24 protein-coding genes and 1 pseudogene are annotated in these 23,228 nt (G+C 71.4%); 11 read left to right on the top strand and 14 right to left on the bottom strand.

Annotation, left to right across the window (positions count from 1 at the left end; all coding sequences use genetic code 11):
* Positions 1 to 10: 10 nt before the first annotated feature.
* Positions 11 to 1,387: an amidohydrolase gene (locus tag G3I71_RS14685; RefSeq protein ID WP_164314781.1), complete on the bottom strand. Its 1,377-nt coding sequence runs from the start codon at positions 1,385 to 1,387 to the stop codon at positions 11 to 13.
* Positions 1,388 to 1,535: 148 nt separating this feature from the next.
* Between G3I71_RS14685 and G3I71_RS14680 the strand changes: the two genes are divergently transcribed.
* Positions 1,536 to 2,486: an endonuclease/exonuclease/phosphatase family protein gene (locus G3I71_RS14680; protein ID WP_164314779.1), complete on the top strand. Its 951-nt coding sequence runs from the start codon at positions 1,536 to 1,538 to the stop codon at positions 2,484 to 2,486.
* Between the two features lie 31 nt (positions 2,487 to 2,517).
* On the opposite strand, the gene G3I71_RS14675 is transcribed toward G3I71_RS14680, so the two are convergent.
* Together G3I71_RS14675 and G3I71_RS14670 are read right to left on the bottom strand one after the other, a co-directional pair.
* The gene (locus tag G3I71_RS14675; RefSeq protein WP_164314777.1) at positions 2,518 to 4,383 is read right to left on the bottom strand and encodes an FUSC family protein; all 1,866 of its coding nucleotides are present in this window, start codon (positions 4,381 to 4,383) and stop codon (positions 2,518 to 2,520) included.
* Between the two features lie 145 nt (positions 4,384 to 4,528).
* Positions 4,529 to 6,529, bottom strand: a complete 2,001-nt coding sequence (locus G3I71_RS14670; RefSeq protein ID WP_164314775.1) for a TIR domain-containing protein — start codon at positions 6,527 to 6,529, stop codon at positions 4,529 to 4,531.
* 37 nt (positions 6,530 to 6,566) lie between these two features.
* Here G3I71_RS14670 and G3I71_RS14665 point away from each other — a divergent pair, with 37 nt between their 5' ends.
* The 5 genes from G3I71_RS14665 to G3I71_RS14645 all read left to right on the top strand — a co-directional run bounded on the left by G3I71_RS14665 (position 6,567) and on the right by G3I71_RS14645 (position 10,279).
* Positions 6,567 to 7,232 (top strand): hypothetical protein, encoded by a 666-nt coding sequence (locus tag G3I71_RS14665; protein ID WP_239149148.1) that lies wholly within the window; start codon positions 6,567 to 6,569, stop codon positions 7,230 to 7,232.
* A 114-nt stretch (positions 7,233 to 7,346) separates the two neighbouring features.
* Complete coding sequence (locus G3I71_RS14660) at positions 7,347 to 8,048, top strand: hypothetical protein (protein ID WP_164314774.1); 702 nt, start codon at positions 7,347 to 7,349, stop codon at positions 8,046 to 8,048.
* Between the two features lie 85 nt (positions 8,049 to 8,133).
* Positions 8,134 to 9,093 carry a GNAT family N-acetyltransferase gene (locus G3I71_RS14655; protein WP_164314772.1) on the top strand — a complete coding sequence of 320 codons (960 nt, stop codon included), beginning with the start codon at positions 8,134 to 8,136 and terminating at the stop codon, positions 9,091 to 9,093.
* A gap of 197 nt (positions 9,094 to 9,290) precedes the next feature.
* Positions 9,291 to 9,761 carry a RidA family protein gene (locus G3I71_RS14650; RefSeq protein ID WP_164314770.1) on the top strand — a complete coding sequence of 157 codons (471 nt, stop codon included), beginning with the start codon at positions 9,291 to 9,293 and terminating at the stop codon, positions 9,759 to 9,761.
* Positions 9,762 to 9,805: 44 nt separating this feature from the next.
* On the top strand, positions 9,806 to 10,279 hold the full coding sequence (locus G3I71_RS14645; protein ID WP_164314768.1) for a GNAT family N-acetyltransferase: 474 nt from the start codon (positions 9,806 to 9,808) through the stop codon (positions 10,277 to 10,279).
* Between the two features lie 33 nt (positions 10,280 to 10,312).
* Here G3I71_RS14645 and G3I71_RS14640 read toward each other — a convergent pair whose 3' ends face one another.
* Positions 10,313 to 11,392 (bottom strand): glycoside hydrolase family 6 protein, encoded by a 1,080-nt coding sequence (locus G3I71_RS14640; protein WP_239149147.1) that lies wholly within the window; start codon positions 11,390 to 11,392, stop codon positions 10,313 to 10,315.
* 262 nt (positions 11,393 to 11,654) lie between these two features.
* Here G3I71_RS14640 and G3I71_RS14635 point away from each other — a divergent pair, with 262 nt between their 5' ends.
* Complete coding sequence (locus G3I71_RS14635; protein WP_164314766.1) at positions 11,655 to 11,828, top strand: hypothetical protein; 174 nt, start codon at positions 11,655 to 11,657, stop codon at positions 11,826 to 11,828.
* Positions 11,825 to 12,235, top strand: coding sequence for a (2Fe-2S) ferredoxin domain-containing protein (locus tag G3I71_RS14630; RefSeq protein WP_164314764.1), 411 nt, complete (start codon positions 11,825 to 11,827; stop codon positions 12,233 to 12,235). The genes G3I71_RS14635 and G3I71_RS14630 overlap by 4 nt, the downstream gene beginning before the upstream one ends.
* A gap of 29 nt (positions 12,236 to 12,264) precedes the next feature.
* On the opposite strand, the gene pip is transcribed toward G3I71_RS14630, so the two are convergent.
* The gene (pip, locus tag G3I71_RS14625) at positions 12,265 to 13,236 is read right to left on the bottom strand and encodes a prolyl aminopeptidase (protein WP_164314763.1); all 972 of its coding nucleotides are present in this window, start codon (positions 13,234 to 13,236) and stop codon (positions 12,265 to 12,267) included.
* Between the two features lie 74 nt (positions 13,237 to 13,310).
* Positions 13,311 to 14,022, bottom strand: a pseudogene (locus tag G3I71_RS14620) (uracil-DNA glycosylase).
* A gap of 128 nt (positions 14,023 to 14,150) precedes the next feature.
* Between G3I71_RS14620 and G3I71_RS14615 the strand changes: the two are divergent.
* Positions 14,151 to 14,681, top strand: a complete 531-nt coding sequence (locus G3I71_RS14615; RefSeq protein WP_164314761.1) for an RNA-binding S4 domain-containing protein — start codon at positions 14,151 to 14,153, stop codon at positions 14,679 to 14,681.
* Positions 14,682 to 14,817: 136 nt separating this feature from the next.
* On the opposite strand, the gene G3I71_RS14610 is transcribed toward G3I71_RS14615, so the two are convergent.
* The 4 genes from G3I71_RS14610 to G3I71_RS14595 all read right to left on the bottom strand — a co-directional run bounded on the left by G3I71_RS14610 (position 14,818) and on the right by G3I71_RS14595 (position 17,658).
* Positions 14,818 to 15,276, bottom strand: coding sequence for a DoxX family protein (locus tag G3I71_RS14610; protein ID WP_164314758.1), 459 nt, complete (start codon positions 15,274 to 15,276; stop codon positions 14,818 to 14,820).
* Between the two features lie 89 nt (positions 15,277 to 15,365).
* Positions 15,366 to 15,908, bottom strand: a complete 543-nt coding sequence (locus tag G3I71_RS14605) for an MOSC domain-containing protein (RefSeq protein WP_164314756.1) — start codon at positions 15,906 to 15,908, stop codon at positions 15,366 to 15,368.
* 47 nt (positions 15,909 to 15,955) lie between these two features.
* Positions 15,956 to 16,633: a bifunctional 2-polyprenyl-6-hydroxyphenol methylase/3-demethylubiquinol 3-O-methyltransferase UbiG gene (locus G3I71_RS14600; protein WP_239149146.1), complete on the bottom strand. Its 678-nt coding sequence runs from the start codon at positions 16,631 to 16,633 to the stop codon at positions 15,956 to 15,958.
* Positions 16,634 to 16,707: 74 nt separating this feature from the next.
* Entirely contained in the window at positions 16,708 to 17,658 is a 951-nt protein-coding gene (locus G3I71_RS14595) for an acyltransferase domain-containing protein (protein WP_164314753.1), read from the bottom strand.
* 103 nt (positions 17,659 to 17,761) lie between these two features.
* Here G3I71_RS14595 and G3I71_RS14590 point away from each other — a divergent pair, with 103 nt between their 5' ends.
* Positions 17,762 to 18,028, top strand: a complete 267-nt coding sequence (locus tag G3I71_RS14590; RefSeq protein WP_164314751.1) for a DUF6343 family protein — start codon at positions 17,762 to 17,764, stop codon at positions 18,026 to 18,028.
* 53 nt (positions 18,029 to 18,081) lie between these two features.
* On the opposite strand, the gene G3I71_RS14585 is transcribed toward G3I71_RS14590, so the two are convergent.
* The 4 genes from G3I71_RS14585 to rpsA all read right to left on the bottom strand — a co-directional run bounded on the left by G3I71_RS14585 (position 18,082) and on the right by rpsA (position 22,010).
* Positions 18,082 to 18,471, bottom strand: coding sequence for a tetratricopeptide repeat protein (locus G3I71_RS14585; protein WP_164314750.1), 390 nt, complete (start codon positions 18,469 to 18,471; stop codon positions 18,082 to 18,084).
* Positions 18,472 to 18,521: 50 nt separating this feature from the next.
* Positions 18,522 to 19,130 carry a dephospho-CoA kinase gene (gene coaE / locus G3I71_RS14580; protein WP_164314748.1) on the bottom strand — a complete coding sequence of 203 codons (609 nt, stop codon included), beginning with the start codon at positions 19,128 to 19,130 and terminating at the stop codon, positions 18,522 to 18,524.
* A gap of 72 nt (positions 19,131 to 19,202) precedes the next feature.
* Complete coding sequence (locus G3I71_RS14575) at positions 19,203 to 20,141, bottom strand: PAC2 family protein (RefSeq protein ID WP_164314746.1); 939 nt, start codon at positions 20,139 to 20,141, stop codon at positions 19,203 to 19,205.
* A gap of 357 nt (positions 20,142 to 20,498) precedes the next feature.
* Positions 20,499 to 22,010 (bottom strand): 30S ribosomal protein S1, encoded by a 1,512-nt coding sequence (gene rpsA / locus G3I71_RS14570; RefSeq protein WP_164314744.1) that lies wholly within the window; start codon positions 22,008 to 22,010, stop codon positions 20,499 to 20,501.
* Between the two features lie 382 nt (positions 22,011 to 22,392).
* Here rpsA and G3I71_RS14565 point away from each other — a divergent pair, with 382 nt between their 5' ends.
* The gene (locus G3I71_RS14565; protein ID WP_164314850.1) at positions 22,393 to 23,205 is read left to right on the top strand and encodes a class I SAM-dependent methyltransferase; all 813 of its coding nucleotides are present in this window, start codon (positions 22,393 to 22,395) and stop codon (positions 23,203 to 23,205) included.
* The last annotated feature ends 23 nt before the right edge of the window (positions 23,206 to 23,228 follow it).

Below are 23,228 nucleotides of genomic sequence, written 5' to 3'. Positions count from 1 at the left end.
CGGAAGGACTTCAGGCGTCGTACTCCTGGATCCGCCTGCCGTGGCTCCGGTCGACGAGCGCGGGCAGCCGCTCCCCCAGTTCCCGGACGATTCCCGGCACATCGAGGGTCAGCAGTTCACGGTCGCGCATGAGGACACGGCCGTCGACGATCGTCGTACGGACGTCCGAGGAGCGGGCACTGTGGACGAGGGTCGCGGCGAGGTCGTGCACGGGCTGGGTGTGCGGCCCGGTGAGGTCCACGAGGATGATGTCGGCCTTCCTGCCCGGCGCCAGACTGCCGATCCGCTCGCCGAGTCCCACCGCCCGCGCGCTCTGCAGCGTGGCGTGGTGCAGGGCCTGCCGGGAGGTCAGCCAGCGGGGGTCGCCCTCGGTCGACTTCTGGATCAGCGAACTCAGCGCCATGGACTCCCACACGTCGAGCGAGCCGTTGGAGGCGGCGCCGTCGGTGGCGAGCCCGACGGGGACGCCGATCTCGCGCAGGGCGCGCACCGGAGTGGTGGTGGGCCAGGCGAACCTGAGGTATCCGCGGGGCGCGGTCGCCACGGCCGTACGCCCGTTCGTTCGCGCCAGGACGGGGAGGTCGCGCTCGATGATGCCGGTGCCGTGCGCGATGAGGACGTCGAGGTCGCCGGTCAGGATGCCGGTGCGGGCCAGGACCTCGATCGGGGTGAGGCCGTGCCGGGCGAGGCTGGTGTCGGTCTGGTCGCGGTTCTCGGCGGCGTGGATGTGCACGGGCAGGCCGTGTTCGCGGGCGAGGTCGGCGGTGGCGGCGAGGTCGGTGTCGTCGACGGTGTACGGGGCGTGCGGGGCGAGGGCGGTGGTGATGCGGCCGTGGGCGCCGCCCCGGTGCCGTAGCGCGAACTCCAGCGACTTCTCGCGCCCTTGGGGCCCCTGCGAGGAGAAGTACGCCTCCCCGAGGTGCGCCCGGATTCCGCACTCCTCGACCACCGCGGCGACGGTGTCCATCGAGAAGTAGTGGTCGGCGAAGCAGGTGACACCACCGCGGATCATCTCGGCACAGGCGAGCCGCGCGCCCAACTCCACGTCGACGGCCGTGAGGTTGGACTCGATCGGCCACACCACGTCGTTGAACCACTCCTCGGTGGGAAGGTCCTCGGCGATCCCGCGCAGCGCGACCATCGGGGCGTGCGTATGGCAGTTGATGAGCCCCGGCATGGCCAACTGTCCGCGCGCCTCGATGTGTTCGTGGGCGTCCGGGAGTTCCACGCCCACCCCGATCGCCTCGATGATCCCTCCCCGTACGGCGATCGAGGCGTTCTCGGCGAACTCGATCCGTTCACCGGAGTCGGTGTCGGCGTCGGCGTGGAGGAGGGCGGTGCAGCCGGTGATGACGAGATCCGCGGGAGCAGCGGGAGAAGGCGTCATGCGGCCACCGTACGGCGAGGTCGTGCCCGTGGGCGACGTGAACCGCGCATCCCGGCGCAGCCCTGTCGCCAGGGGCCGCGGCGCGGGCACGCTGGACACATCACCGCTGCAACTCGCGGAACCTGCTGGGACTTGAGGGGGAGCCGGCATGCTCGTCGCCACCTGGAACCTGGAGAACCTCTACCGCCCGGGCGGCCCGTCCGGCCCGAAGGACGAGGCGGCGTACGGGGCGAAACTCGCCGCCCTCGCCGCCGTGATCACGGAACTCGACCCGACGTTGCTCGCCGTCCAGGAGGTCGGCGACACCGAGGCGTTGGGTGATCTGGCCGACCTGCTGGGCGGCGGCTGGACCGTCGCGACCTCGCGGCTCACGGACAGCCGGGGCATCCGGGTCGGTTTCCTCGGCCGCGTGCCGTTCGAGGTGCTCACCGACACGAACGCGTTCCCGCCGAAGCTGACTCCGGTGCAGGTGGACGACTCGGGCCTGGAGATCTCCGTGGCGGGCCGCGGCTTCCTGGCGGTGGAGGCCGACATCGAGGGCGGGCCGGTGCGGGCGGCCGTCGCCCATCTGAAGTCGAGGCTGCTGTCGTATCCGAACGGCCGCTTCCAGCCCCACGACGAGGGCGAACGGGCCCGCTTCGGCGCGTACGCCCTGTACCGGCGCACCGCCGAGGCGACCGCGCTGCGGGCCCTCGCGGACGACCTGCTGGCGGGCGAGGGCCGTTCGCGGGACGTGCTGGTCCTGGGCGATCTGAACGACGAGGTGCAGGCGGCGACCACCCAGATCCTGCTGGGCCCGCCCGGCTCGGAGATCGGTACGCCCGGCTACGACCACGACGACAAGGGCGACGCGACGCGCCTGTGGGACGTGGCCCCGCTCATTCCGGCCGACCAGCGTTACTCGCGGATCAACTCGGGCCGCCGTGAACTGATCGACCACGTCCTCCTGAGTCACCGCCTGGTCCACCGCACGACGGAGGCGGGCACGGGCCTGCCGGGAAGCGGGGCGCCCGCCCTCCCGTCGGTCGGACCGGACCCGGAGGCCCGACGAGACGCACCGGGTTCGGACCACGCGCCGGTATGGGTGCGCATCGACTGACACGGATGACGCGGATGACGCGGAACCGCCCTCAGCCCGCGAGAGGCGTCCCGCCCGCGCGCGGGACACGCGTCCGCAGCCCGGCGCGCTCGCGCCGTTCGGCGAGTTCGTCCAGGAGTTCGGTGAGGTGTTCGGTGTGCCGGCGGCTGAGGCGTCCGCTGTCGTCGAGGTGGACGGCACAGGCGGTCGCCGTGTCGACAAGTCGTTCGAGGGTGGCGGCGACCTCCTCCGTGCCCTCGGTGTGCCGTGCCAGGGCGGGCAGTTCGGCCGCGGAGTGCGCGATGGCGGTACGGGCCTCGGCGAGCGCGCGATAGGCCTCGCGGCGCAGCATCCAGCGCGCGTGCCGGTCGTCCGAGCCGCTCATCACATGCTGGAGGTAGGCCTGAGCGGCCTCGGCGGCCCGCGCCAGCCGCGCCCGCACTCCTCCGCCGCGCTGTCCGGGCATCGGCAGATGTCCGACGATGAGTACGAGGGCGCAGGCGACCAGCGTCTCGAGGATCCGGCTCCAGGACGCCTGGGGTTCGCCGCCCACCATCACGAGGGCGAGCACGAGCACCGTGACGACGGCGGTCTGGGCGGCGAAGTGCCGGGTGGCGACCGGGATCAGCGCGCCGCTCACGGCGACGAGCGCGACGAGCCCCTCGGGCCGGGGCAGTACGGCGGCGAGCCCCGCGAAGACGACGGCCCCGAGGACGGTCCCCGCCGCCCGGCACAGGACGCGCGAGACGAGCGGCCCCAGGTCGGGCTTGACGAGGAAGACCGCGGTGGCCGGGATCCAGTACCAGTGGGCGTGGTGCGTCGCCTGCGCGACAGCCGCCCCGGCCCCGAAGCAGAGCGCCACCCGCAGCCCGTACTCGCGCCCACCGGAGTCGACAGCCGTGCGGAGCAGAGCCGCGACGGTACGGCGCCGGGTGTGCAGGTCGTGCGTGTCGCCACCCCGGTCGAAGGCGTCGGCGGCGTGCAGCAGCGCGTCGTCGAGGGCGCGCAGCCCGGGCGCGGAGCGGGCGGGGGCGGGCAGCGGCCCGGTGTGCGTGTTGGTCCGTACGGCCGCGGCTAGGCGCCGGGGTCCTTCCGCCACGCGCGCGTGGAGGGCGTCCCCGGTCCAGGCGAGGGCGGTCGCGGCCTCGGCGAGGGGCAGCGCGGCGGCGTACTGGGTGCGCAGCCGGCGCTCGTCCCTGGAAGTGGAGTACTGGCGGAGCCGGGGTCCGCCGAGGGCGTCCTGGGCCTGGTCGAGAGCGGCGGTGAGGGCGACGCGCCTGGTGCCTGACTGGCCCGTACCGGCGGCGTCGAGGAGATCGGCGACCGCGTCGTACACGGCGGCGACGGCGGCGCGTTCCCCGTCGAAGCGGAAGTCACCGGCGCCGCCGCCGGGGGTGGGCAGCGCGAGCCGCAGGGCGACCAGCCAGCCGGCGCCCGCGACGAAGAACAGCGCCCGCTCCCAGCCCGGCTCGGGCAACGGCATCCCGGCCCCGATGGCGGTGGCGACCAGCAGTTGCGTACCGGCGCCGGACGCGACGGGCCCGATGGCGCTGATGCCGCCCGCGAGGAGCCCTAGGGCGGTGAGGAGAAGGGTCAGTGGCACAGCTCCGAACTGCTGCCCGGCGTACGTCCCGACGACCAGCCCGAGGGCCCCCGCCGACGCGGGCACGCCGAGGCGCCTGACGGAGGAACGCCGGCTGCCCGGCCGGTCGTTGATCCCGGCGAGCATGGCACCGAGCGCCGCCACCACACCGAGGGAGGTGCGGTCGGCCAGCACTCCGGCCAGCAGCAACGGCCCGGCGGCCAGCGCACCCCGGACGACCGCGTTCCAGGGCACGGGCCCCCGCTGGGCGCGCAGCGCGTGGGCGAGCCAGGGCGGCAGGGCGAGACGCGGGCGCGTACTGCTGGGGCGGGACACAGGGCTCCTGTCGGGCGAGGGCGGGGGTTGTGATGCCTTCGGGCGACGTCGGCCGGGCTGTGGTGTCCAGCGTAGATCGGGTCGGTGGAGGAGATGGGGCACGAGTATTTCGGGGAGGTGACGGTCGTCGGGAAACGCGCGTTCATTATGAACGCAACGCTGGGTGCCCTCCCGCCTCCGGACGCTCCTGGCCGACGGCCGGAACTCCGAAGTCCGCCCCCGAGATCCCGCCGAACCCCGCGGCGATGCGCATCAACGGCTCGCGCAGCGAGGTGAGTTCCGCGCGCATCGCGGGTGCCTGCGGCCAGTTGGCCTCGTGGTCGAGAGGGGCCACGGCGGCCGGGCGCCCGGCCTCGTGCGCGGCGAGCCGGGGATGCCAGGTGGTCGTGAAGGGCCGGATCGTGTCGTTGATCAGGGCGTACGCCAGGCTCTGCACCGTCGCGACGCCGGCCGCCGAGCCCGGCTGAAGACCGATGTTGTACGTGTGCAGGGTGCCGCGCGTGAAGTCGATCAGCGACTTGAGCGACGCCAGCGCCTCCCGCAGGCTGCCCGTGCCGGGCGCCAGTTCCTGCACGCCGATACGGGTGACCAGTTCGACCTGGATGTCGAAGGCCGCCATCCGCTCCGACTCGCTGGGTGCCGCCATGGGGACCTCCCTCCGGCTTCCGGGGAAGGCCAGCGTAACCGGGTCGCGCCGTCCGCACAGGGTGCGCAGGGCCGCGTGCCGCAGGGCCTCTGCGCGGGCGGGGGCGGGGTCGTGGTGCCGCCAGGCGTGCAGGGTGACGGGGTGCGGCTGCCAGCGGTCCTCGGAGGCGGGGCTCAGCAGGCTGCGTACGCGCAGTTCGGCGACGCCGTTCGCGGCGTGCCGGTGGGCGACCACGTGCGGGACGGCGTCGGCCGCGACCAGCACGCCCGCCACGTCGTCGACGCTCAGCGGCAGGGGGTGCAGGGCCGCCGCGCAGCGCAGTACGTCGGCCGCGTCCGGGGTGTCGACGTCCTGGACGAGGGACGCCGTCATGCTCCTGATCCCGTTGCCGGCCTCACCGGCGGCGAGTGTGTCGAGGGGGGACACGCCCGGTCCGTGCAGCCGGTCGTAGAGGGCCCGGGAGCCGTGGCCGGCACGGACCGCACGGCCGAGCAGGTCCGACGCGCCCGGATGTCCGCCGACCGCCCGGGCGAGCACGTCGTCGCCGACGAGCACGCGCGCGTGTGCCGCGTCGAGGGGCCCCAGGTCGACGGGGGTGCCCAGCCCGTCGTAGGCGCGGCTGCGCAGCGTGAACAGGGTGTGGCCGCCGGGACGGGGCGCGGCGAAGCGGGCCAGTTCGCGGGTGGAGAGCCGCCCTTCGGGAAGCCCGTCGACGATCCACAGGAACGGTTCGCCGCCGGTCTCCCGGCGCCGCGACTCCGCACCGCCGACACGCGTCGCGTACGCCGCGTAATTCTCGTACCACTCCTCGTACTCGTCGTACGACTCACCGCCCAGCCAGTACACGCCACCGGGGTACGCCGCCTCGAAGCGCAGCGCGTACTCCTGTGCGAGCCGGGTCTTGCCGATGCCGGCCATGCCGCGGATCTGCACGGCGTGCGCGGCGGCGCGGCCGGTGACCAGGGGTGCGGAGTGGGCGTGCAACGCGGAGTGCACCTGCCACAGTTCGGGAAGCCGGCCGAGGAACTCCGGGAACGGTTCGGGCGTTCCCCCGGTACGGCGCACGGCGCCGTACTTCCTGACGGGCATCGGCCCGTCGAGCCGGCCGACATGGCCGCGTACGCCGGTCACGAGGGCGTCCGGGTCTTCGGCGGAGGCGTGCCGGGCGTCCCGCAGTTCGACGGGGTGGATGTGACCGGTCCCGTGCTCCGGGTTGACGACCATGACGCGTCGGCGCGGATCGCCCTCGCCAAGTCCCGCGAGGTAGGCGGTCGTCAGCTCCCACTGACAGGCCTCGCGTTCCGGGTAGCCGACGGAGTAGTAGGCCAGCAGGGCCTTCGAGCGGGCCAGTTCGCGCCGGATCGTGTCGCTGATGCCGGCGAAGGACGCGACTCCGGTCTCGTCCGTGAACACGGAGAGTCCACCGTCCCGCAGCGCCCGGGCCAGCGGACGCACCCGGTCCACATCACCGCGGCTGTAACTGAGGAAGACGTCCCACACGACGGCTTACCCTACTGTGAGTACGGGGAGGGCGATCATGAGACGCAGTCAGCGCAGGCGACGCGGGCCGAGTGGTCCGTCGCAGATAACGGCCACACTGGCGATTCCGTTCGTCGGTGAGATCTCGGGCACCTGGGTCCCGGCGGACGCGGAGCGCAGCGCGGCCTGGGAGCTGTACCTGGAGCTGGTCACCAGGGTGTCCGTCGAGGAACTCGACCGCGAGGAGGGCTTCCTGCGCGAGGCACTGACGTCGCTGTACACGTTCTTCGGCACCACCCGCGAGATCCTGCGCCGCTACGGCCCCGAGATCGCGCCGCCTCTCGCTCCCGGCCACGTGAGTTTCGGCGTCCTGGCCGTCACGGTCCTCAACCGCGTTCTACGGCCCCTGCTCGCGTCCTGGCACCCCCGCCTGACCGCGTACGAGTCGAGGCGGCCCGCGGACGTCGACCCGGTCGCGTACGAACGGGCGTGGGAACACGCGGACGCCCTGCGCTCGGAGATCGCGGCGGTCCGCCGGACGCTGGTGTCGCTGGCCCGGACCCTTCAGGAGGTGGCGGGTGTCAGCGACCTGATCGACCTGCCGGCACCGAGGTCACCGGGGCTGGGTCGCGGATCGGGGCACCCCCCCCCGCAGGTCAGAGCCTTCCTGACGGTAGTTGAGGGCACGGTCGGCAACGGACTCGGCCTTGTCCTGACCGCCTGAGGGCGAACCGTCCGGCTCCTGGCTCCGGGGCGGCTCGGGTGATTGTCAGTGGTGGGCGCTTCAATGGGAGGTGTCGTCACAGAGCGTCACGACGGAGCTACGGGGGAGGTAGCCATGGCTTGCCATGCCAGTGATCAGAGCTACGAGGACAGTCAAGAACCTCAGGACTGTCAGAGCGTCGAAGGCTACGAGGAGGACGGGCAGCGGTACGTCTCCTTGGCGGGACTGCGGGCTCGCGGCTGGACCGGCGGGATGGTGCACCGGCTGCTCGGGACACCGGACCGCCTCAGCGTCAATCCGCGGCTCAGGGCGGCGCCGCAGGTCCGGCTGTACCGCGTCGAGCGGGTCACCGCGGCCGAGCGGACCGACGAGTACCGGAAGGTGGCGGAATCCTCGGCGCGACGGTCGGAGGCCGTGCGGAACGCCGTACAGCGCCGGCGGCTGGAGATCCTGGAGCGGATCAGGACCGAGCCGATCGAGGTACCACGCCTGGATCCGGGCAAGCTGGCCCTGCGAGCGGTGGAACACCGGGCGCGACAGGAGGCGACGGCCGGCGGCCCGACCGAGCCGGCCGACGGCGACTCCGCGCAGGAGACGGGCCAGGTCGGCCGCGCCACCCTCGCCCCCTGGAAGGTCGACTATCTGCGGCACCGGATGAGTCACTACGACCAGCTGCTGGACGGTCTGCCGGGAGGCGAGCGGGACTCCGGCCGGGCCGAGGCCGCGGAACTGCTGCGCCGACGGATCTGCGCGGCCATCGGCGACGCGTATCCACCACTTGAACAGGGGTGCGAGAGGCAAACGCGCGACCAATGAGCGGGTCCACCGCAAAGGTGAACCCCCAGGTGAGATCCCCTCCCGAGCCGGACAGGCGCACCATCCACGTCCCTACGCTCCGGCCATGGAAGATGATCTCGCCCTGCGCGTGCACGAACGCCTGTCGGCGGGCCCCGGCCTGCGCCCGGTCGGGCCCGCCGAAGGACAGCGGTTCGCCCGCTGGGACCTGACCTCACTCGCCGAGGGCGCCCTCGGCGAGTGCACGGATCCGGACTCGATCACGGCCTCGCACGAGAAGCGGTTACGCCTCCGGCTGGGGGCGTCCGGACAGGAGTACGAACACGACGACGACTACTGCAGGAGGTACTGGATCCGGGACCCCACCGAGGACAGGGCAGGTGAGCGACCGAGGGGGCCGCTCGGGACCATCGCCGTGGACACCTGGCCGAGCGGCGTGGGGTCGCTGCGCGTCTCTTCGCTGTACGTCCATCCCGTCGCCCGGCGGCGCGGCCTCGCCTCGTCGACGCTGGACACCGTGTACGAGGCGTGCCGCGCCGAGAACCTGCACGGCTTCCGCCTCGACACGTGCTGGACCTGGCAGCGGAGCGTTCGCTACTACCTCAACCGGGGCCTGTGGGTGACGTCGTGGAAGCACGCGCTCGGGCTCGCCCGGCTGTCGTATCTACCCCGGTACGAAGTCACGGAGAGCGAGGGCGAGTTGACGTTCCTGGTGGCGGATCCGGATGCGTGCGCACCCGGCGCCATGGTCCCGCTGCTCGTCGCCGATGCCCTCGACGGGCGGCTGCGGCTGCGGGAGACCGAGCAGTACGCCCGCACCCGCGATGAGCTGAACGCCGTCCGGTACTACGCGCGGTCGACACTCGCGCTGCATCTCGCCGTGCGCGGAATGCCGTTGGTGAGAGGGAAGGAGGAGTGGGCCGAGGCGGTCGCGGGCCGCTGGCGCGACATCGGCGACCCGGAGGGGCTCGCGCGCAAGATCGAGGTCTTCGAGCGGGTCGCACGCGACGACGGCTGGCGACTGACGGGCCTGTACGGCCGGTCGTCCCACTCGCGCCACTTCTGACGAGCCCCCGGGCAGGGCGAAGCGGGGTTGGGGGGAAACAGCGACCGTTGTACGGCGGCAACCGCGTGCCCCGACGGAAATTCGGGTGCGCCCGCCACCCGGCACTCCGCATGATCGGCGAGTTGCCCGGCGGGCGCCCCGCACGCCCGCCGCTCGATCCCTCGTCCCGCCTCGTCCCGCTCCCCAGGAGTTCGCTCATGCTCAAGCGCGTCACCGTCCCCGGCCTGTTCCCGCCGCCCACGTACTCCCACGCCTCCGTCGTCGAGGCGGGCACACGCCTCGCGTTTCTCGCCGGCTCCGTGCCGCTGGACGCGGAGGGGCGGATCGTCGGCATGGGCGATCCCGTGCGACAGGCGGAACAGGTGATCGTCAATCTGGGCGAGCAGCTCCGGGCGGTGGGAAGCGACTTCGGGCATGTCCTGGCGACGGACGTGTACGTCGTGAGCGGCGAGCCCGGTGTCCTGTCCGCCGTCTGGGAAGTCGTCGAGGCGTCCGGTCTGTCCACCGGACCGCATTCGTCGACCCTGATCGGGGTGGCCTGCCTCGGCTACTCCGGGCAGTTGGTGGAGATCACGGCGACGGCAGCCGTCCCGGAGCCGGAAGAGACCCCGGAAGCGGGCCCGGAGACAGATTCGGAGCCTGCCGGGCGCGCTGGAATCCGGTGGTAAATCCAGGTGCGTTCGGCACGGCACCTCTGACAGGCTCCGCCCCCGTGACCTCTTCCTCCCCCAGCCCGAAGATCGCCCTCCGCCGTGCGGCGGCCGACGACGCCGTGCCCGCGGCCAATGTCCTCCTGCGGTCCATCGCCGCCGCGCTGCCCACCGTCAACCGGCCACGATCCGACGACGAGGTCCGCGACTACTTCCGGGACGTGGTGGTACCGCACCGCGAGACCTGGGTCGCGGAGGCGTCGTCCGCGGACGGGATCGTCGGCGTGATGGTGCTCGCCGGTCCCAAGGTGTCCCAGCTGTACCTGCTGCCGGGCTGGCGTGGGCGAGGCATCGGTGACCTTTTCATCGCCCTCGCGAAGGAGCGCAGCCCGGACGGACTGACCCTGTGGGCGTTCCAGGTCAACAAGCCCGCCCAGCGCTTCTACGAACGCCACGGGTTCGTCGCCGCCGAGCACACGGACGGCAGCGGAAACGAGGAGCGGGAGCCTGACGTGCGGTACGTCTGGCAGCCATAGCCCGTACAGGGGATTCGCGGGCTCGCCCCAGGCTCACGACCGTGCGTTGCGAGCGAGCTCGAGGGCGTACGACGGCCACCACTGCCCAGCGGGCGGGCCGCCCCGGCAGGTGCCGTCGGACTCGCCCGGCCGTTTGATCCACAGCTGAGCGTCGAGCCGAGGACGGCCGGTGACCGTCGTGGGCGGTGTCCCCAGGGCTCGCCCCGGCGGATTGCACCACGACTCGGCGTCCGTACCGATACCGGTGTCCGTACCGGTACCAGTGTCCGTACCGGTGTCAGTACCCCTGTAGGGGCCGTTGCCGTTGCGGCTGGTGTCCACGACGTAGTGCTTGCCGCCGAGGGCCCTCGACAGCGCGTCGCCGTAGACCGAACTGTCCTGGTCGGTCTGGAAGTTGGAGACGTTCAGGGCGAATCCGTCGGCCTGTCCCACCCCCGCCGCCCGCAACGCCTCGACCAGCCGGGTCGGCTGCGGAATCCAGCCGGAGTTGCCCGCGTCGAGGTACACGTGCGCGTGCGGCTGCCGTTTGATCCGCTCGACGGCGTACGCGAGCAGCGCGTACCGTTCCTCCGCGTCGACCTGGGTACAGCCCGCGACCACCTGGGCGACGGCGTCCGGTTCGACGATCACATAAGCACCCCGGTCACCGAGGCCCACCGCGAACTCGTCCACCCAGGTGCGGTAGTCCAGCACGCCCAGGGCACCGCCGCCGGAGTACTGCCCGCAGTCCCGGCCCGGGACGTCGTACGCCACCAGCACGGCTGTCCGCCCGGCGCGCGCCGCGGCCGTGGTCACCGCCTGGACAGTGGCCCGGGGGCTCGCCCCGGTCACCCACTCGGCCTGGGGGCGGCTCGCGATACGGTCCATCAGCTCGGCGTCCGCCGCGCGCCCCGCGATCCGCCACTCGGCGGCCTGCCGCGCCGCACGCGACCGGGGATCCACCCAGAGCGGTTCGAAGGCCACCTCTTCACGCCCACCCGCGTACTCCCCGGAACCGGCGGGCGCGCCCGTCCCCGGCCCCGCCCTGCGGGCACCGTCCTCCCCTGTCCCCAGCACCCCCATACAGCAGCCTCCCACCAGCAGTACGACGACAACGGCTCGCGGCAACCACATGGGAAACCTGGGCGATCTGCGCAACCTGGGCACGGGCGACTCCGTTCCCGTCGCCGACGGGCCGCGTCGGCGACGACGATCCGACCTCCCCGGAGTCTGCGGTCACCGCCGTCCAGCACCCCGCACAGCACCACCGAGCCGCCCCAAGATCACCCCACCGGCGCCCACCAGCCCTCGCGACCGAACCCCGCCGCGCCCGCCCCGTCGACCAAAGGCAGCCCCAGGCGCCGTAACGCACCCTCGCGTCGGCGAAGATGGGCCCATGACGAAGATCGAACCGCTCGGAGGGGTGCGCGACCGGGCTCCGGCGGCTCTGCCGGAGGAAGACAGCGCGGGTCGGCCGGGGCCCGGCGACCGGCTGGTCGACCGCGAGCCGACCGAGCGCTTCGACAGCATCCTGGCCACAGCGGGCAACAACCTGGAGGGCGACCAGTGACCGCCCGTACGGTGATCGGTGCCGCCCGCACCCGCCCCTGCACGCTGATCGTCTGCCGTGGCTGCTGCTGCGGCGACGCGCGCAAATACCCCGGCTACGACCACGACTGGCAGCTGGAGCGGCTGCGTGCGGCGGCCACGGCCTCCGCCGGGCGCCTCGCGGTCCGTACGACGGACTGCCTCGGCCCCTGCGACCAGGCGAACATCATCGTCGTACAGCCCTCGGGCGAGGGTCGCGGGCGTGGCGGGAAAGCCGTATGGATCGGCTGGTCGATGGGTGACGACTGCACCGACGAGATACTCCGCTGGGCGGAGGCCGGCGGCCCGGGTGTCGTTCCTCCTCCACCCACGCTGGAACTCCAGTTCGTACAGTCAGCGGGCGAACGCACCCGCACCCGCCGTCGCTAGCCGCTAGCCGCTAGTCACCGACAGTCGACTCAGCCACGGGCGGCGTACCGGTCGGTGGCCGCCACCAGCTCGTCCACCATGCCCGGCGCCCCCGCGTTGTGTCCCACCTCGTCGACGACGATCAACTCACTGCCGGGCCAGGCGTGATGCAGCCGCCAGACCGTGCCGAGCAGATTCCCGGGGTCGAGGCTGCCCTGGACGAGGGTGCCGGGGATGTTCCTGAGCAGGTGCGCGTCGCGCAGTACGACGCCTTCCGCGCCCTCGTTTCCCTCGCCCAGGAAGTGGTCGTCGCCCCAGTAGTGGGTGACGGTCCGGGCGAAGCCCATGCGGAACACCGGGTCCTCGTAGCGCGGTACGGAGCGGGGCGGTGCCGGGAGCATGGCCGTCTCCCAGTCGGTCCACGCCCGTGCGGCGTGTGCCCGGACCTCGGGGTCGGGCGACTCCAGCAGCCGGTTGTACGCGGCGGCCAGGTTCCCCTCCCGCTCGTCCTCGGGCACCTCGGCACGGAACTTCTCGAACGCCTCGGGGAACAGATTTCCCAGTCCTCTGGTCAGCAGGGCCACTTCGGCGCCGGATCCGGTCGCGACCGCGGTGAGCACCAGCTCGGACACGACCTCCGGATGCGTCTGCGCGTACCGCAGCCCGAGCACCGACCCCCACGACACGCCCCACACCAGCCACCGGTCGATCCCCAGGTGCCGCCGCAGCAGCTCGAGATCGGCCAGGATGTGGCCCGTCGTGTTGACGCTCATATCGGTGTCGTACGCGCTCGCGTGCGGTGTCGAACGCCCGGCCCCGCGCTGGTCGAGCAGCACGATCCGGTAGGCGGCCGGATCGAAGTACCGCCGGAAGTTCGGGCTCGCCCCCGACCCCGGCCCGCCGTGCAGCATCACCGCCGGCTTGCCCCGCGGATTCCCGCAGACCTCCCAGTGGACGCGGTTGCCGTCCCCGACATCGAGCATGCCGTGGTCGTACGGTTCGATCTCCGGATACGGGCCCATCGGGGCAACGTAACCTGCCTACCCCGGTCCGATCACACCAATTTTCACCACTGCTGCTCTCACTCCCGCTGCTCTCAGCACTGATGGGGCAGGCAGGCGGCGTTCGCCGCGTCCCGCAGCACATCTCGGAGCATCGCGGGCGTGAGACGGCCGGTGAAGGTGTTGCGCCGGCTGACGTGGAAGCAGGCGAAGAGCCGCAGCCCGGCGCCGAGCGTGATCCGCGCCCCGTGCCCGAAGGCGGCTCGCGGACGCGGCACGCTCCAGCCGGCCGCGTCGAGGACGGGCAGCGTCGCCTGCCGGCCGAACGCCCCGAGCACCACCACGGCCCGCAGTGTCGGCCTGAGCAGCTCCAGCTCGCTCACCAGCCACGGCCGGCACGCGTCCCGCTCCTCGGGTGGCGGATTGTTGGCGGGCGGGGCGCAGTGCACGGGCGAGGTGATGCGTACGCCGTACAGTTCGAGCCCGTCGTCGGCGCTCACCGAACCGGCCTGCGACGCGAGACCCACCTCGTGGAGCGCCTCGTACAGCACATCTCCGGAGCGGTCCCCCGTGAACATCCGCCCGGTCCGGTTCCCGCCGTGGGCAGCGGGGGCCAGCCCGACGATGAGCAGCCGGGCATCCGCGGGCCCGAACCCCGGCACCGGCCGCCCCCAGTAGTCCCAGTCCGCGAAACCGGCGCTTGGTACGGGCTACCTCCTCCCGCCAGGCGACCAGCCGAGGGCAGCGCCGGCACCCGGCGATCCGCTCGTCGAGCGCGGTCAGCCCGGCCGGGCCGTTGATGTCCATGGGCCCACGGTAGAACGGTGGACGCGTGCCGCTCCCGGAACCGGGCCCCGAAGACAGGACCGGGTATCAGGACCAGGACCGGAAAAACCCGTCCGGCCCGCCCGATCCGGAGTACTAAGGTCGAGGGCATGGCATCTGGCAGGGCTTCCGAGGGCGCGGCCACCGAAGGCAGCACGCACACCGAAGACGGCACCGCAGCCGACACCTCACCGGCCGCACCGGTCGCCCCGGTCGCCCCGGCGGTGACCGCGGCCGACGCCGCCCGTCCGGTGAGCGGTGAGACCGTCCGCATCGACAGCTGGATCTGGTCCGTGCGTCTCATGAAGACCCGTTCCATGGCCGCGACCGCCTGCCGGGGCGGCCACGTACGCGTCAACGGCGAGCGGGTGAAGCCCGCATACGCCGTGCGCGTCGGCGACGAGGTCCGCCTCCGCCACGACGGCCTGGAACGGGTCGCCGTGGTGAAACGCCTGATCCGCAAGCGGGTCGGAGCTCCCGTGGCCATCGAGTGCTACGTCGACAACAGTCCTCCGCCGCCACCCCGCGAGGCCGTCGCCCCGGCCGGCATCCGCGACCGCGGCACGGGCCGCCCGACGAAGCGCGACCGCCGCGACATGGAGCGCCTGCGAGGTCTCGCCGCCCCCGACGACGCCTCGTAAGGGCGCCACCGCCACAGGCCCCCTCACCCCAAGGCCCGCAGGGACGCGACCCGGCACGGCCCCTCGTACCCGGCAGCGGCGCCCGACAGGTCCCCAGGACCCGCCGAACGCCACCCCCGGCCGTACGCCGGCACCTTCACGCCCGCCGCACCAGCCGCAGAAGCTCCGCGTTGTGTCCACGGCGGGCCCAGGCGATGAGGGCGAGCGGCACGATGAGGATCAGTGGTGTCGCCGCGTACTGCCCGTCGAAGACAGCGACCTGCACGATGAACGCGCCCACCATCAGCGCGCTCAGTGCCATCGCGGCCACCGACTGCAGCACCGGAATCAACAGCGCGACAGCTCCGGCCAGTTCGAGCAACCCGATGGTGTACATGCCTGCGCTGCCCCAGCCCATCTTGTCGAAGGACTCGGCGGCCGACGGGTGCGCGATCAACTTGGGCAGCGCGCTCGCGAACCCGTAGAAGAGGGCGAGCACCACCTGAAGCGCCCGCAGCGCTATCCGGGCGCGGCGCCCGCGAGCGGACACGGACACGGACTCGGACTCGGACTCGGCAGAGGTGAGGGACGTGGCGGGAGCACTGGTCTCGGACATGGAGGTCTCCTGTGTGAAGCGGTTCGCGTTGCTTTCACAGAGGTAGACCGACCGCCGGCCCAGAACTCATCGCAGCTCGGCGGGAGTTCTCAGACCGGGCGCAGAGCCTGGTGCGGCCCACTGGGAAGTTCGACCTTGACCGTGTCTCCGGGGCCCACCTCACCACCTTCCGTCACGACGCTCATGATTCCGGCCTTGCGGACGACGTTCCCCGCGGCGTCCCGTCCGACCACCCGCTTCAGCAGCCCGTCCTGGAAGTTGTCGATCTGCAGGCAGGGGTTGCGCAGGCCGGTCACGGTCAGCACCACGTCGTCGCCTACGTGCAGCAGGGTGCCGACCGGAAGCGCGAGCAGATCGAGACCCCGGGTGGTGATGTTCTCGCCGAGTTCTCCGGGCGCCACCTCGAACCCTTCCTCACCCATCTCGGTGAAGAGCTCCTCGTGGATCAGATGGACCTGGCGCAGATTCGGCTGCGTGGGGTCCTTCGCCATGCGCGAGCGGTGTTTGACGGTCGTCCCGGCATGCACATCCCCCTCCACACCGAGCCCGGCCAGGAGTCTGACGCTGTCCCGGTTCGGCTTGCTGAACGAGTACCCGCCGTTGCTGCTGACCGCCACGACCATGCCGCTCATCCTCAGAATCCCCTCGCACACGTGTCTCTGTTCGCTACAAGCATCCCCTACCCACTCGTCACCCTCACCCAGACCCCGTCCTCCGTCAGATACCGGTCCGCCTTCAGGCCCGCTTCCCTCAGAGCCTCCTCGAACTGCTCCGGTGTCAACGGCCGGGCAAGGAAGGTCTGGGTCCACACCGCGTCCGGGAACTCGTACTCCGCGCGCACCGAGTTGACGCCGTCCCCGACCGGCTCCGACGACACCAGCCGTATCGTGGACCCGCCAGGCCCGATTCGCTCGCGGGGCAGGTTCGTGTGGTAGTCCGCGCCCTCGCGCTGGACCAGCACATGACCGTCCTTGGCGAGATGCCGGGCGCAGGTGCGCAGCAGCCCCCTCCGCACCTCGGCGTCCCCGGCGTGCACGAGGAACGACGCGAGCATCACCACGTCGAACTTCTCGCCCAGGTCGAGGTCCTCGATCGGGCTGCATATCGTGCGCGCTCCCCGGACGCGCTCCAGCATCTCGGCCGACTCGTCCACCGCCGTGACCGTGAAGCCGCGCTCCAGGAGCGGGTGGGTCATGCGTCCGACGCCACTGCCGAGTTCCAGGATGTGCGCGCCTGCGGGCACCGCGGCGGCGATGATGTCCGGCTCGTCCCCGATCGGCAGCCGCGAGTAGAGCTCGACCGCGCAGCCGTCCGGAGTGATCGCCCCCGGTCCCGTGCCTGTATGTCCTTCTCGCATCTCCAGCCTCATACCCGCACAACGGCCCGTGCCTGCACGGCCGTTCCCGCCTCCGGCCTGTTCACCCGTTCGAGTCAAACCATCGGCAGCGGGAACCACCCATGCCCGATGTACCAGTGGCCGCCTGCCCTCAGATGGTCCCCGACAGCCCGTTCCACCGTGGTCCGCCGGGGCATCTCGGCCACCGGCAGGTCCGGATTCCCGAAGACGAACTGGACCGGCTGGGAGTCGGCCGGGTCGTCCGCCTCCTGCACGATCCGGAAGCGTTCCTGGAAGCGGACGATGTTGGAGTCCGCCCCCAGATACCGCTTCAGCTGCGGGTCCAGCAGCCAGGAGTGACAGACCCCGCCCGTGTACCGCTCCTCCGGGAAGTGCCGCGCGAAGAAGTCCAGGGCCAGTGCCAGGGACCGATCACAGGCGGCCGGGGACAACGGCCCGTGAAAGTCGGGGATGTGCAGGCTGAGACACATGGCGTCGGCGGCCGGGGCCGGACCGGTGGCAGCGAGCAACTCCGCCGTCCGCTCCCCCACGCGCGCCCGCTGGAACTGCAGCCGCCCCAGCTGGAACAGCTCCCCGTGAAAGTGCAGGCCGAGCCACCACATCGCCTCCACGCCGCCCCGGCCGTGCCTCCTGCGGTGCAGCGCCATGTTCCGCCCGAGGTCGGCGAGCGTGCGGCGGGACACCTCCGGCGGGATCCCGAGGGCGTGGTGGTGGGCGCGAACGTACGGAAGGGCCGCGAGGAACACGTACACGGCGAAATACCGGCCCAGCGCCCCCGGCTCCCCGCCGGCCCGTCCGTCCGCCTGCCCGGTGAACAGTTCCGCGACCCGCTCGCCGGGCCAGGGCGCCGCCCCGCCGATCTCTCCCATGTCCCGCACCAGCCCCTCGACGCACTCCTCCAGAAGCCGCATCGCTCCGAAGTCGCGGGTCAACAGGTGTCGCAGTGAGACCAGTTCGTTGATGTCCTCATGGGGTACGGCCAGGTCGAGCAGGATCTCGGGAAGGTCGTCGGCATCCGGTAGCACGGTGTGTTTCTCCCCCGTCGTCTCAGCGGCCGGCGGCCCGGCCGACGGCCCTTGGTGAACGTCCGGAGCGAAGAGTACGTTGCAGGCAGGAGAAGTGGTCCTCATGCGTACGGGCAGTGAACCGATGACAGCGCGCAGTGCCCTGCGGGCTCGTCTGTGGCTGAGCGTGTGGGGGCTGGTCTGGGCGGTCGCCGGGACGGCCGCGTTCGCACTCGCCGGCCGCCCCTGGTGGGCGGCTGCCTGCGGTGTCCTGTGGCTGGTCGTCACGGTCGACCTGACCATGATCCTCCGGCACATCCGACAGGGCCCTCACTATCAGCCGGGCCCCGGCATCCCGCCGTACCGGCCGCCGGAACAGCGCGGCCCGTGAACACCACGCGCGCGTGTGGACCCGTAGGAGTCGAGCCTGCCGCTGCCGAACGCTCAGGCCTGCGAGTCGTCGAAGCGCGCCGCTTCCAGATAGCGCGGGTTCGGGTCGAGCGCCGCCGCCAGCCGGAAGTGGCGCTTGGCCTGCTCGGGGCGCCGCTGGCGTTCGTAGGTGCGGGCGAGCGCGTAGTGCGCGAACGCGTTGTCCGGCTCGCGCTCCAGGACGATCGTGAACTCCAGCTCGGCGGGGCGCAGTTGAGCGGCGGCGAAGAAGGCACGCGCGCGCAGCAGTCGGGCGGCCGTGTTCTCGGGGTGCGCGGCGATCACAGGATCGAGCAGTTTCACCGCGCCACGGGGATCACGCGCGGCGAGCAGTCGCTCGGCCGCGCGGAAGTCGATGACATGCGTCTCCGGAGTACGTCCGGTCCATCCGCTGGTCTCGGGCACGGCTGAGTCCTTCCCTCACTGGGGCGGTTCAACGCCCGGCCACGGCGGCGCTATTCCCGCGCCGCCCGCGCTCTGCGTGCGAGATCCGCCCATACATCCGTTACGCGCTGTTCCAGCTCCTCCAGGGGGACGTCGTTGTCGATGACGACGTCCGCGATCTCCAGGCGCTTCTCGCGGGTGGCCTGGGCGGCCATACGCGCGCGTGCGTCGTGTTCCGTCATGCCGCGCAGCCGGACCAGCCGGTCGAGCTGGGTCTCGGGGCTCGCGTCGACGACGATCACGAGGTCGTACAGGGACTTGAGGCCGTTCTCCGCGAGCAGTGGTACATCGTGGATCACGACGGCGTCATCCGCTGCGGCGGCTTCGAGAGCGCGGGAGCGGATGCCCACCAGGGGATGCACGATCGAGTTGAGCACGGCGAGCTTCTCCGGATCGGCGAAGACGATCGAGCCCAGCTTGGGCCGGTCCAGGCCACCGTCCTCGGCTAGCACCTCCGTACCGAAGGCATCGACGACCGCCGCCAGACCCTCGGTCCCCGGTGCGACCACCTCGCGCGCGATGCGGTCCGCGTCGATCAGGACGGCGCCCCGCGCGACGAGCAGCCGCGACACCTCGCTCTTGCCGGCCCCGATGCCGCCGGTCAGGCCCACTGTCAGCATGCCCGGCAGCTTAGGGCCTGCCACTGACAGCGTCACCGACAGAACGCCCGCGCGGGCTCGGCCCCCGGGGGCTCAGCCCTCGCCCTCCCGCTCCGCGAGGAACTTCTCGAACTCCAGGCCGATCTCGTCGGCGGACGGGATGTCGACCGGTTCCGCGAGCATGTTGCCCCGGCTCTCGGCGCCCGCAGCCGCGTCGTACTGGTGTTCAAGACCCTGGACCAGGGCCACGAGGTCCTCGTCGCCCTCCTGGATCTGGCGGTCGATCTCCGTCTGGGTGCGGTGGGCGTCCGTGCGCAGCGCGTGCGCGATGCCGGGCAGGACCAGGCCGGTGGCCCCCGTGATGGCCTCCAGGACGGTCAGGGCGGCGTCCGGGTACGGAGAGCGGGCGATGTAGTGCGGGACGTGCGCGGCGACGCCCAGGACGTCGTGGCCGGCCTCCATGAGGCGGTACTCGACGAGCGACTCGGCGCTGCCGGGGACCTGCGCCTCCTCGAAGGGGCTGCGGTGGCCCGGCACCAGTTCGTTGCGGTTGCCGTGCGGGGTGAGCCCCACGGGACGCGTGTGCGGGACGCCCATCGGGATGCCGTGGAAGTTCACGGACAGGCGTACACCGAGGCGCTCGATGATCTGCTGGACAGCCGCGGCGAAGCGCTCCCACTCGACGTCCGGCTCGGGTCCGGACAGCAGCAGGAAGGGCGCTCCGGTGGCGTCCTGGACGAGCCGCACATCGAGCGTGGGCACCTCGTAGTCGGTCCAGCGGTCGCGCTTGAACGTCAGCAGCGGGCGGCGCGCCCGGTAGTCCACGAGCCGGTCGTGGTCGAAGTGGGCCACGACTTGATGGGGCAGCGTGTCGAGCAGCCGGTCGACGATCTGGTCGCCGGTCTCACCCGCGTCGATGTATCCGTCGAAGTGGTAGAGCATGACAAGACCGGCCGACTCCTGCGCCAGCGCCATGTCGACAACGGCCAGGCCTTTCGGCTCCCATGCGTACAAACCCTGCGGATCAAGCACAGTGACCGCTCCTCCTCGTGTTCGTACTGCACAACGTGGCGCGGAGCGCGTGCATTCCCGCCCGGCCCTCGCTCACAGGTACGACTTACCCGCCTGTGGCGCGTGCACAGCCCCGGGCGGGACGGCACGCGCGCGACCGGGCCGGGCATCGGCGAAGTGCACCCGCCCGGTGGGCTCGTTGCCGGGGAAGCCTCCCAAGGGCCGGTTACGGCACGTCAGTTACCGCTGCGTCCCATACGTTTCCGCGGAACGCCGACGGCAACCCCGTCGGACGGCGACCGTCAGCACACAACACCGAGGGCCCGCACCTCGAAAGGTGCGGGCCCTCAGTCAGCTGCTAAGCCTCAGCGGCAGCGATCAGCTCTGGCCACCGGCCAGCTTCTCGCGGAGCGCCGCAAGGGCCTCGTCCGACGCCAGGGCGCCGGACGTGTCGTCCGACTCCGAGGAGTACGAGCCTCCGCCGCCGCCACCACCGGAGGCGGCCGGAGCCGCACTCGTCGTGCTGGTGCCCTCGGCCTCCGCCTGAGCGTCGGCCTCGCGGGACTTGATGACCTGAGCCTGGTGCTGCTCGAAGCGCTGCTGCGCCTCGGCGTACTGGTTCTCCCACACCTCGCGCTGGGATTCGAAGCCCTCGAGCCAGTCGTTGGTCTCGGGGTCGAAGCCCTCGGGGTAGATGTAGTTGCCCTGGTCGTCGTACGACGCGGCCATGCCGTACAGCGTCGGGTCGAACTCGACCGAGGCCGGGTCGGAACCGAAGGACTCGTTGGCCTGCTTCAGCGAGAGGCTGATGCGACGACGCTCAAGGTCGATGTCGATGACCTTGACGAAGATCTCGTCGTTGACCTGGACGACCTGCTCCGGGATCTCCACGTGGCGCTCGGCCAGCTCGGAGATGTGGACCAGACCCTCGATGCCCTCGTCCACGCGGACGAACGCACCGAACGGGACGAGCTTCGTGACCTTACCCGGGACGACCTGACCGATCTGGTGCGTCCGGGCGAACTGCTGCCACGGGTCTTCCTGCGTCGCCTTCAGCGACAGGGAGACACGCTCGCGGTCCATGTCGACGTCGAGGACCTCGACGGTGACTTCCTGGCCGACCTCGACAACCTCGGAGGGGTGGTCGATGTGCTTCCAGGAGAGCTCGGAGACGTGCACGAGACCGTCGACGCCACCCAGGTCCACGAAGGCACCGAAGTTGACGATCGAGGAGACGACGCCGGAACGGACCTGACCCTTCTGCAGGGTCGTGAGGAACGTCTGACGCACCTCGGACTGGGTCTGCTCGAGCCAGGCGCGGCGGGACAGGACCACGTTGTTGCGGTTCTTGTCCAGCTCGATGATCTTCGCCTCGAGCTCCTTGCCCACGTAGGGCTGGAGGTCGCGGACTCGACGCATCTCGACGAGGGACGCCGGCAGGAAGCCACGGAGGCCGATGTCGAGGATGAGACCACCCTTGACGACCTCGATGACGGTACCGGTGACGATGCCGTCCTCTTCCTTGATCTTCTCGATGGTGCCCCAGGCACGTTCGTACTGGGCGCGCTTCTTCGAGAGGATCAGGCGGCCTTCTTTGTCCTCCTTCTGGAGAACAAGGGCTTCGATCTCGTCGCCGACCTTGACGACCTCGTTCGGGTCGACGTCGTGCTTGATCGAGAGCTCACGGCTCGGGATGACACCTTCGGTCTTGTAACCGATGTCGAGGAGAACCTCGTCCCGGTCAACCTTGACGATGACGCCCTCGACGATGTCGCCATCGTTGAAGTACTTGATCGTCTCGTCGATAGCGGCGAGGAATGCTTCCTCGTCACCGATGTCGTTGACCGCAACCTGCGGAGTGGTGGCGGTGATCTCGGTGATGCTCGTCATGTGGGAAAGGGCTCCGGTACGGACAGAGAGTCGTAGGTACTGCTCACGCCGGGAGCCCGTTTCGCTCTGCAGAAGGCCGGACAGCCGAGGAAGCGCCACATCAGGACCGAAAGATCCGGTGGCGCCTCGACAACCGAGGGGACTTACATACAGATGCGAGCGCAGCCTGCTATGTCTGAGGTGCGCAGGCCCGCAGCGCAACTTGTAGCATACGGGGGCAGCCGAGCAGGGTCAATGCGCGAAGGCGCACACCCGGGGCGGATCGCCGCATACCCGGCACAAGACGTGTCCCAGGAGGCCACGCGGGCGCGGTGACGCCTCATTCGCGACACCGCCGCGGCAGGTCCGGCGGAAGAGCCCGCACACTAATACGAGGGAGCCGATCATCCAAGAGCCCGAATCGTCCGAGCCGGACGCCACCCGGCGCGCCGCCGGAGTCACGGAGAGCTCCCGGGCCAACCGGGGCTGGTGGGACCGGAACGCGGACGACTACCAGAACGAGCACGGCACCTTCCTCGGCGACGACCGTTTCGTCTGGTGTCCCGAGGGCCTCGACGAGGTGGAGGCGGAGCTGCTGGGCCCGGCCGAGGACCTCAAGGGCAAGGACGTCCTGGAGATCGGCGCCGGCGCGGCCCAGTGCTCGCGCTGGCTGGCAGCCCAGGGCGCCCGTCCGGTGGCCCTGGATCTCTCTCACCGTCAGCTCCAGCACGCCCTGCGGATCGGCGGCGGGGTCCCTCTCGTGGAGGCGGACGCGAGCGCCCTGCCCTTCGCGGACGGCTCGTTCGACCTGGTGTGCTCGGCGTACGGGGCGATGCCGTTCGTCGCCGATCCGGTGCTGGTGCTGCGTGAGGTGCGCCGGGTGCTGCGCCCGGGCGGGCGCTTCGTCTTCTCGGTGACGCACCCGGTCCGTTGGGCGTTCCCCGACGAGCCCGGCCCCGAGGGTCTGTCCGTCTCGGGTTCGTACTTCGACCGCACCCCGTACGTCGAGCAGGACGACGACGGCAACGCGGTGTACGTCGAGCACCACAGGACGGTCGGCGACCGCGTCCGGGACGTGGTGGCGGGCGGCTTCCGCCTGGTGGACCTGGTCGAGCCGGAGTGGCCGGCCTGGAACACGTCCGAGTGGGGCGGCTGGTCCCCGCTGCGCGGCAACCTCATCCCCGGGACGGCGATCTTCGTCTGCGAGCGCGCCTGAGGCAGGCCCGAGCAGTCGGCTTC

The organism is Streptomyces sp. SID12501, from assembly GCF_010550245.1.
Classification (GTDB): Bacteria; Actinomycetota; Actinomycetes; order Streptomycetales; family Streptomycetaceae; genus Streptomyces.
Note: the sequence above shows the minus strand (reverse complement) of the source record. Positions and strands in the feature narration are given on the sequence as shown.

Bases quoted from the DNA above. Each gene is read 5' to 3' on its own strand.
- rpsA (WP_164314744.1), bottom strand. From the start codon at position 22,010: ATGACGAGCATCACCGAGATCACCGCCACCACTCCGCAGGTTGCGGTC.
- G3I71_RS14610 (WP_164314758.1), bottom strand. From the start codon at position 15,276: ATGTCCGAGACCAGTGCTCCCGCCACGTCCCTCACCTCTGCCGAGTCC.
- G3I71_RS14600 (WP_239149146.1), bottom strand. From the start codon at position 16,633: ATGCGAGAAGGACATACAGGCACGGGACCGGGGGCGATCACTCCGGAC.
- G3I71_RS14635 (WP_164314766.1), top strand. From the start codon at position 11,655: ATGACGAAGATCGAACCGCTCGGAGGGGTGCGCGACCGGGCTCCGGCG.
- G3I71_RS14590 (WP_164314751.1), top strand. From the start codon at position 17,762: ATGCGTACGGGCAGTGAACCGATGACAGCGCGCAGTGCCCTGCGGGCT.
- G3I71_RS14680 (WP_164314779.1), top strand. From the start codon at position 1,536: ATGCTCGTCGCCACCTGGAACCTGGAGAACCTCTACCGCCCGGGCGGC.
- G3I71_RS14685 (WP_164314781.1), bottom strand. From the start codon at position 1,387: ATGACGCCTTCTCCCGCTGCTCCCGCGGATCTCGTCATCACCGGCTGC.
- G3I71_RS14655 (WP_164314772.1), top strand. From the start codon at position 8,134: ATGGAAGATGATCTCGCCCTGCGCGTGCACGAACGCCTGTCGGCGGGC.
- G3I71_RS14665 (WP_239149148.1), top strand. From the start codon at position 6,567: ATGAGACGCAGTCAGCGCAGGCGACGCGGGCCGAGTGGTCCGTCGCAG.
- G3I71_RS14660 (WP_164314774.1), top strand. From the start codon at position 7,347: ATGGCTTGCCATGCCAGTGATCAGAGCTACGAGGACAGTCAAGAACCT.
- G3I71_RS14640 (WP_239149147.1), bottom strand. From the start codon at position 11,392: ATGTGGTTGCCGCGAGCCGTTGTCGTCGTACTGCTGGTGGGAGGCTGC.
- G3I71_RS14605 (WP_164314756.1), bottom strand. From the start codon at position 15,908: ATGAGCGGCATGGTCGTGGCGGTCAGCAGCAACGGCGGGTACTCGTTC.
- pip (WP_164314763.1), bottom strand. From the start codon at position 13,236: ATGGGCCCGTATCCGGAGATCGAACCGTACGACCACGGCATGCTCGAT.
- G3I71_RS14650 (WP_164314770.1), top strand. From the start codon at position 9,291: ATGCTCAAGCGCGTCACCGTCCCCGGCCTGTTCCCGCCGCCCACGTAC.
- G3I71_RS14615 (WP_164314761.1), top strand. From the start codon at position 14,151: ATGGCATCTGGCAGGGCTTCCGAGGGCGCGGCCACCGAAGGCAGCACG.
- coaE (WP_164314748.1), bottom strand. From the start codon at position 19,130: ATGCTGACAGTGGGCCTGACCGGCGGCATCGGGGCCGGCAAGAGCGAG.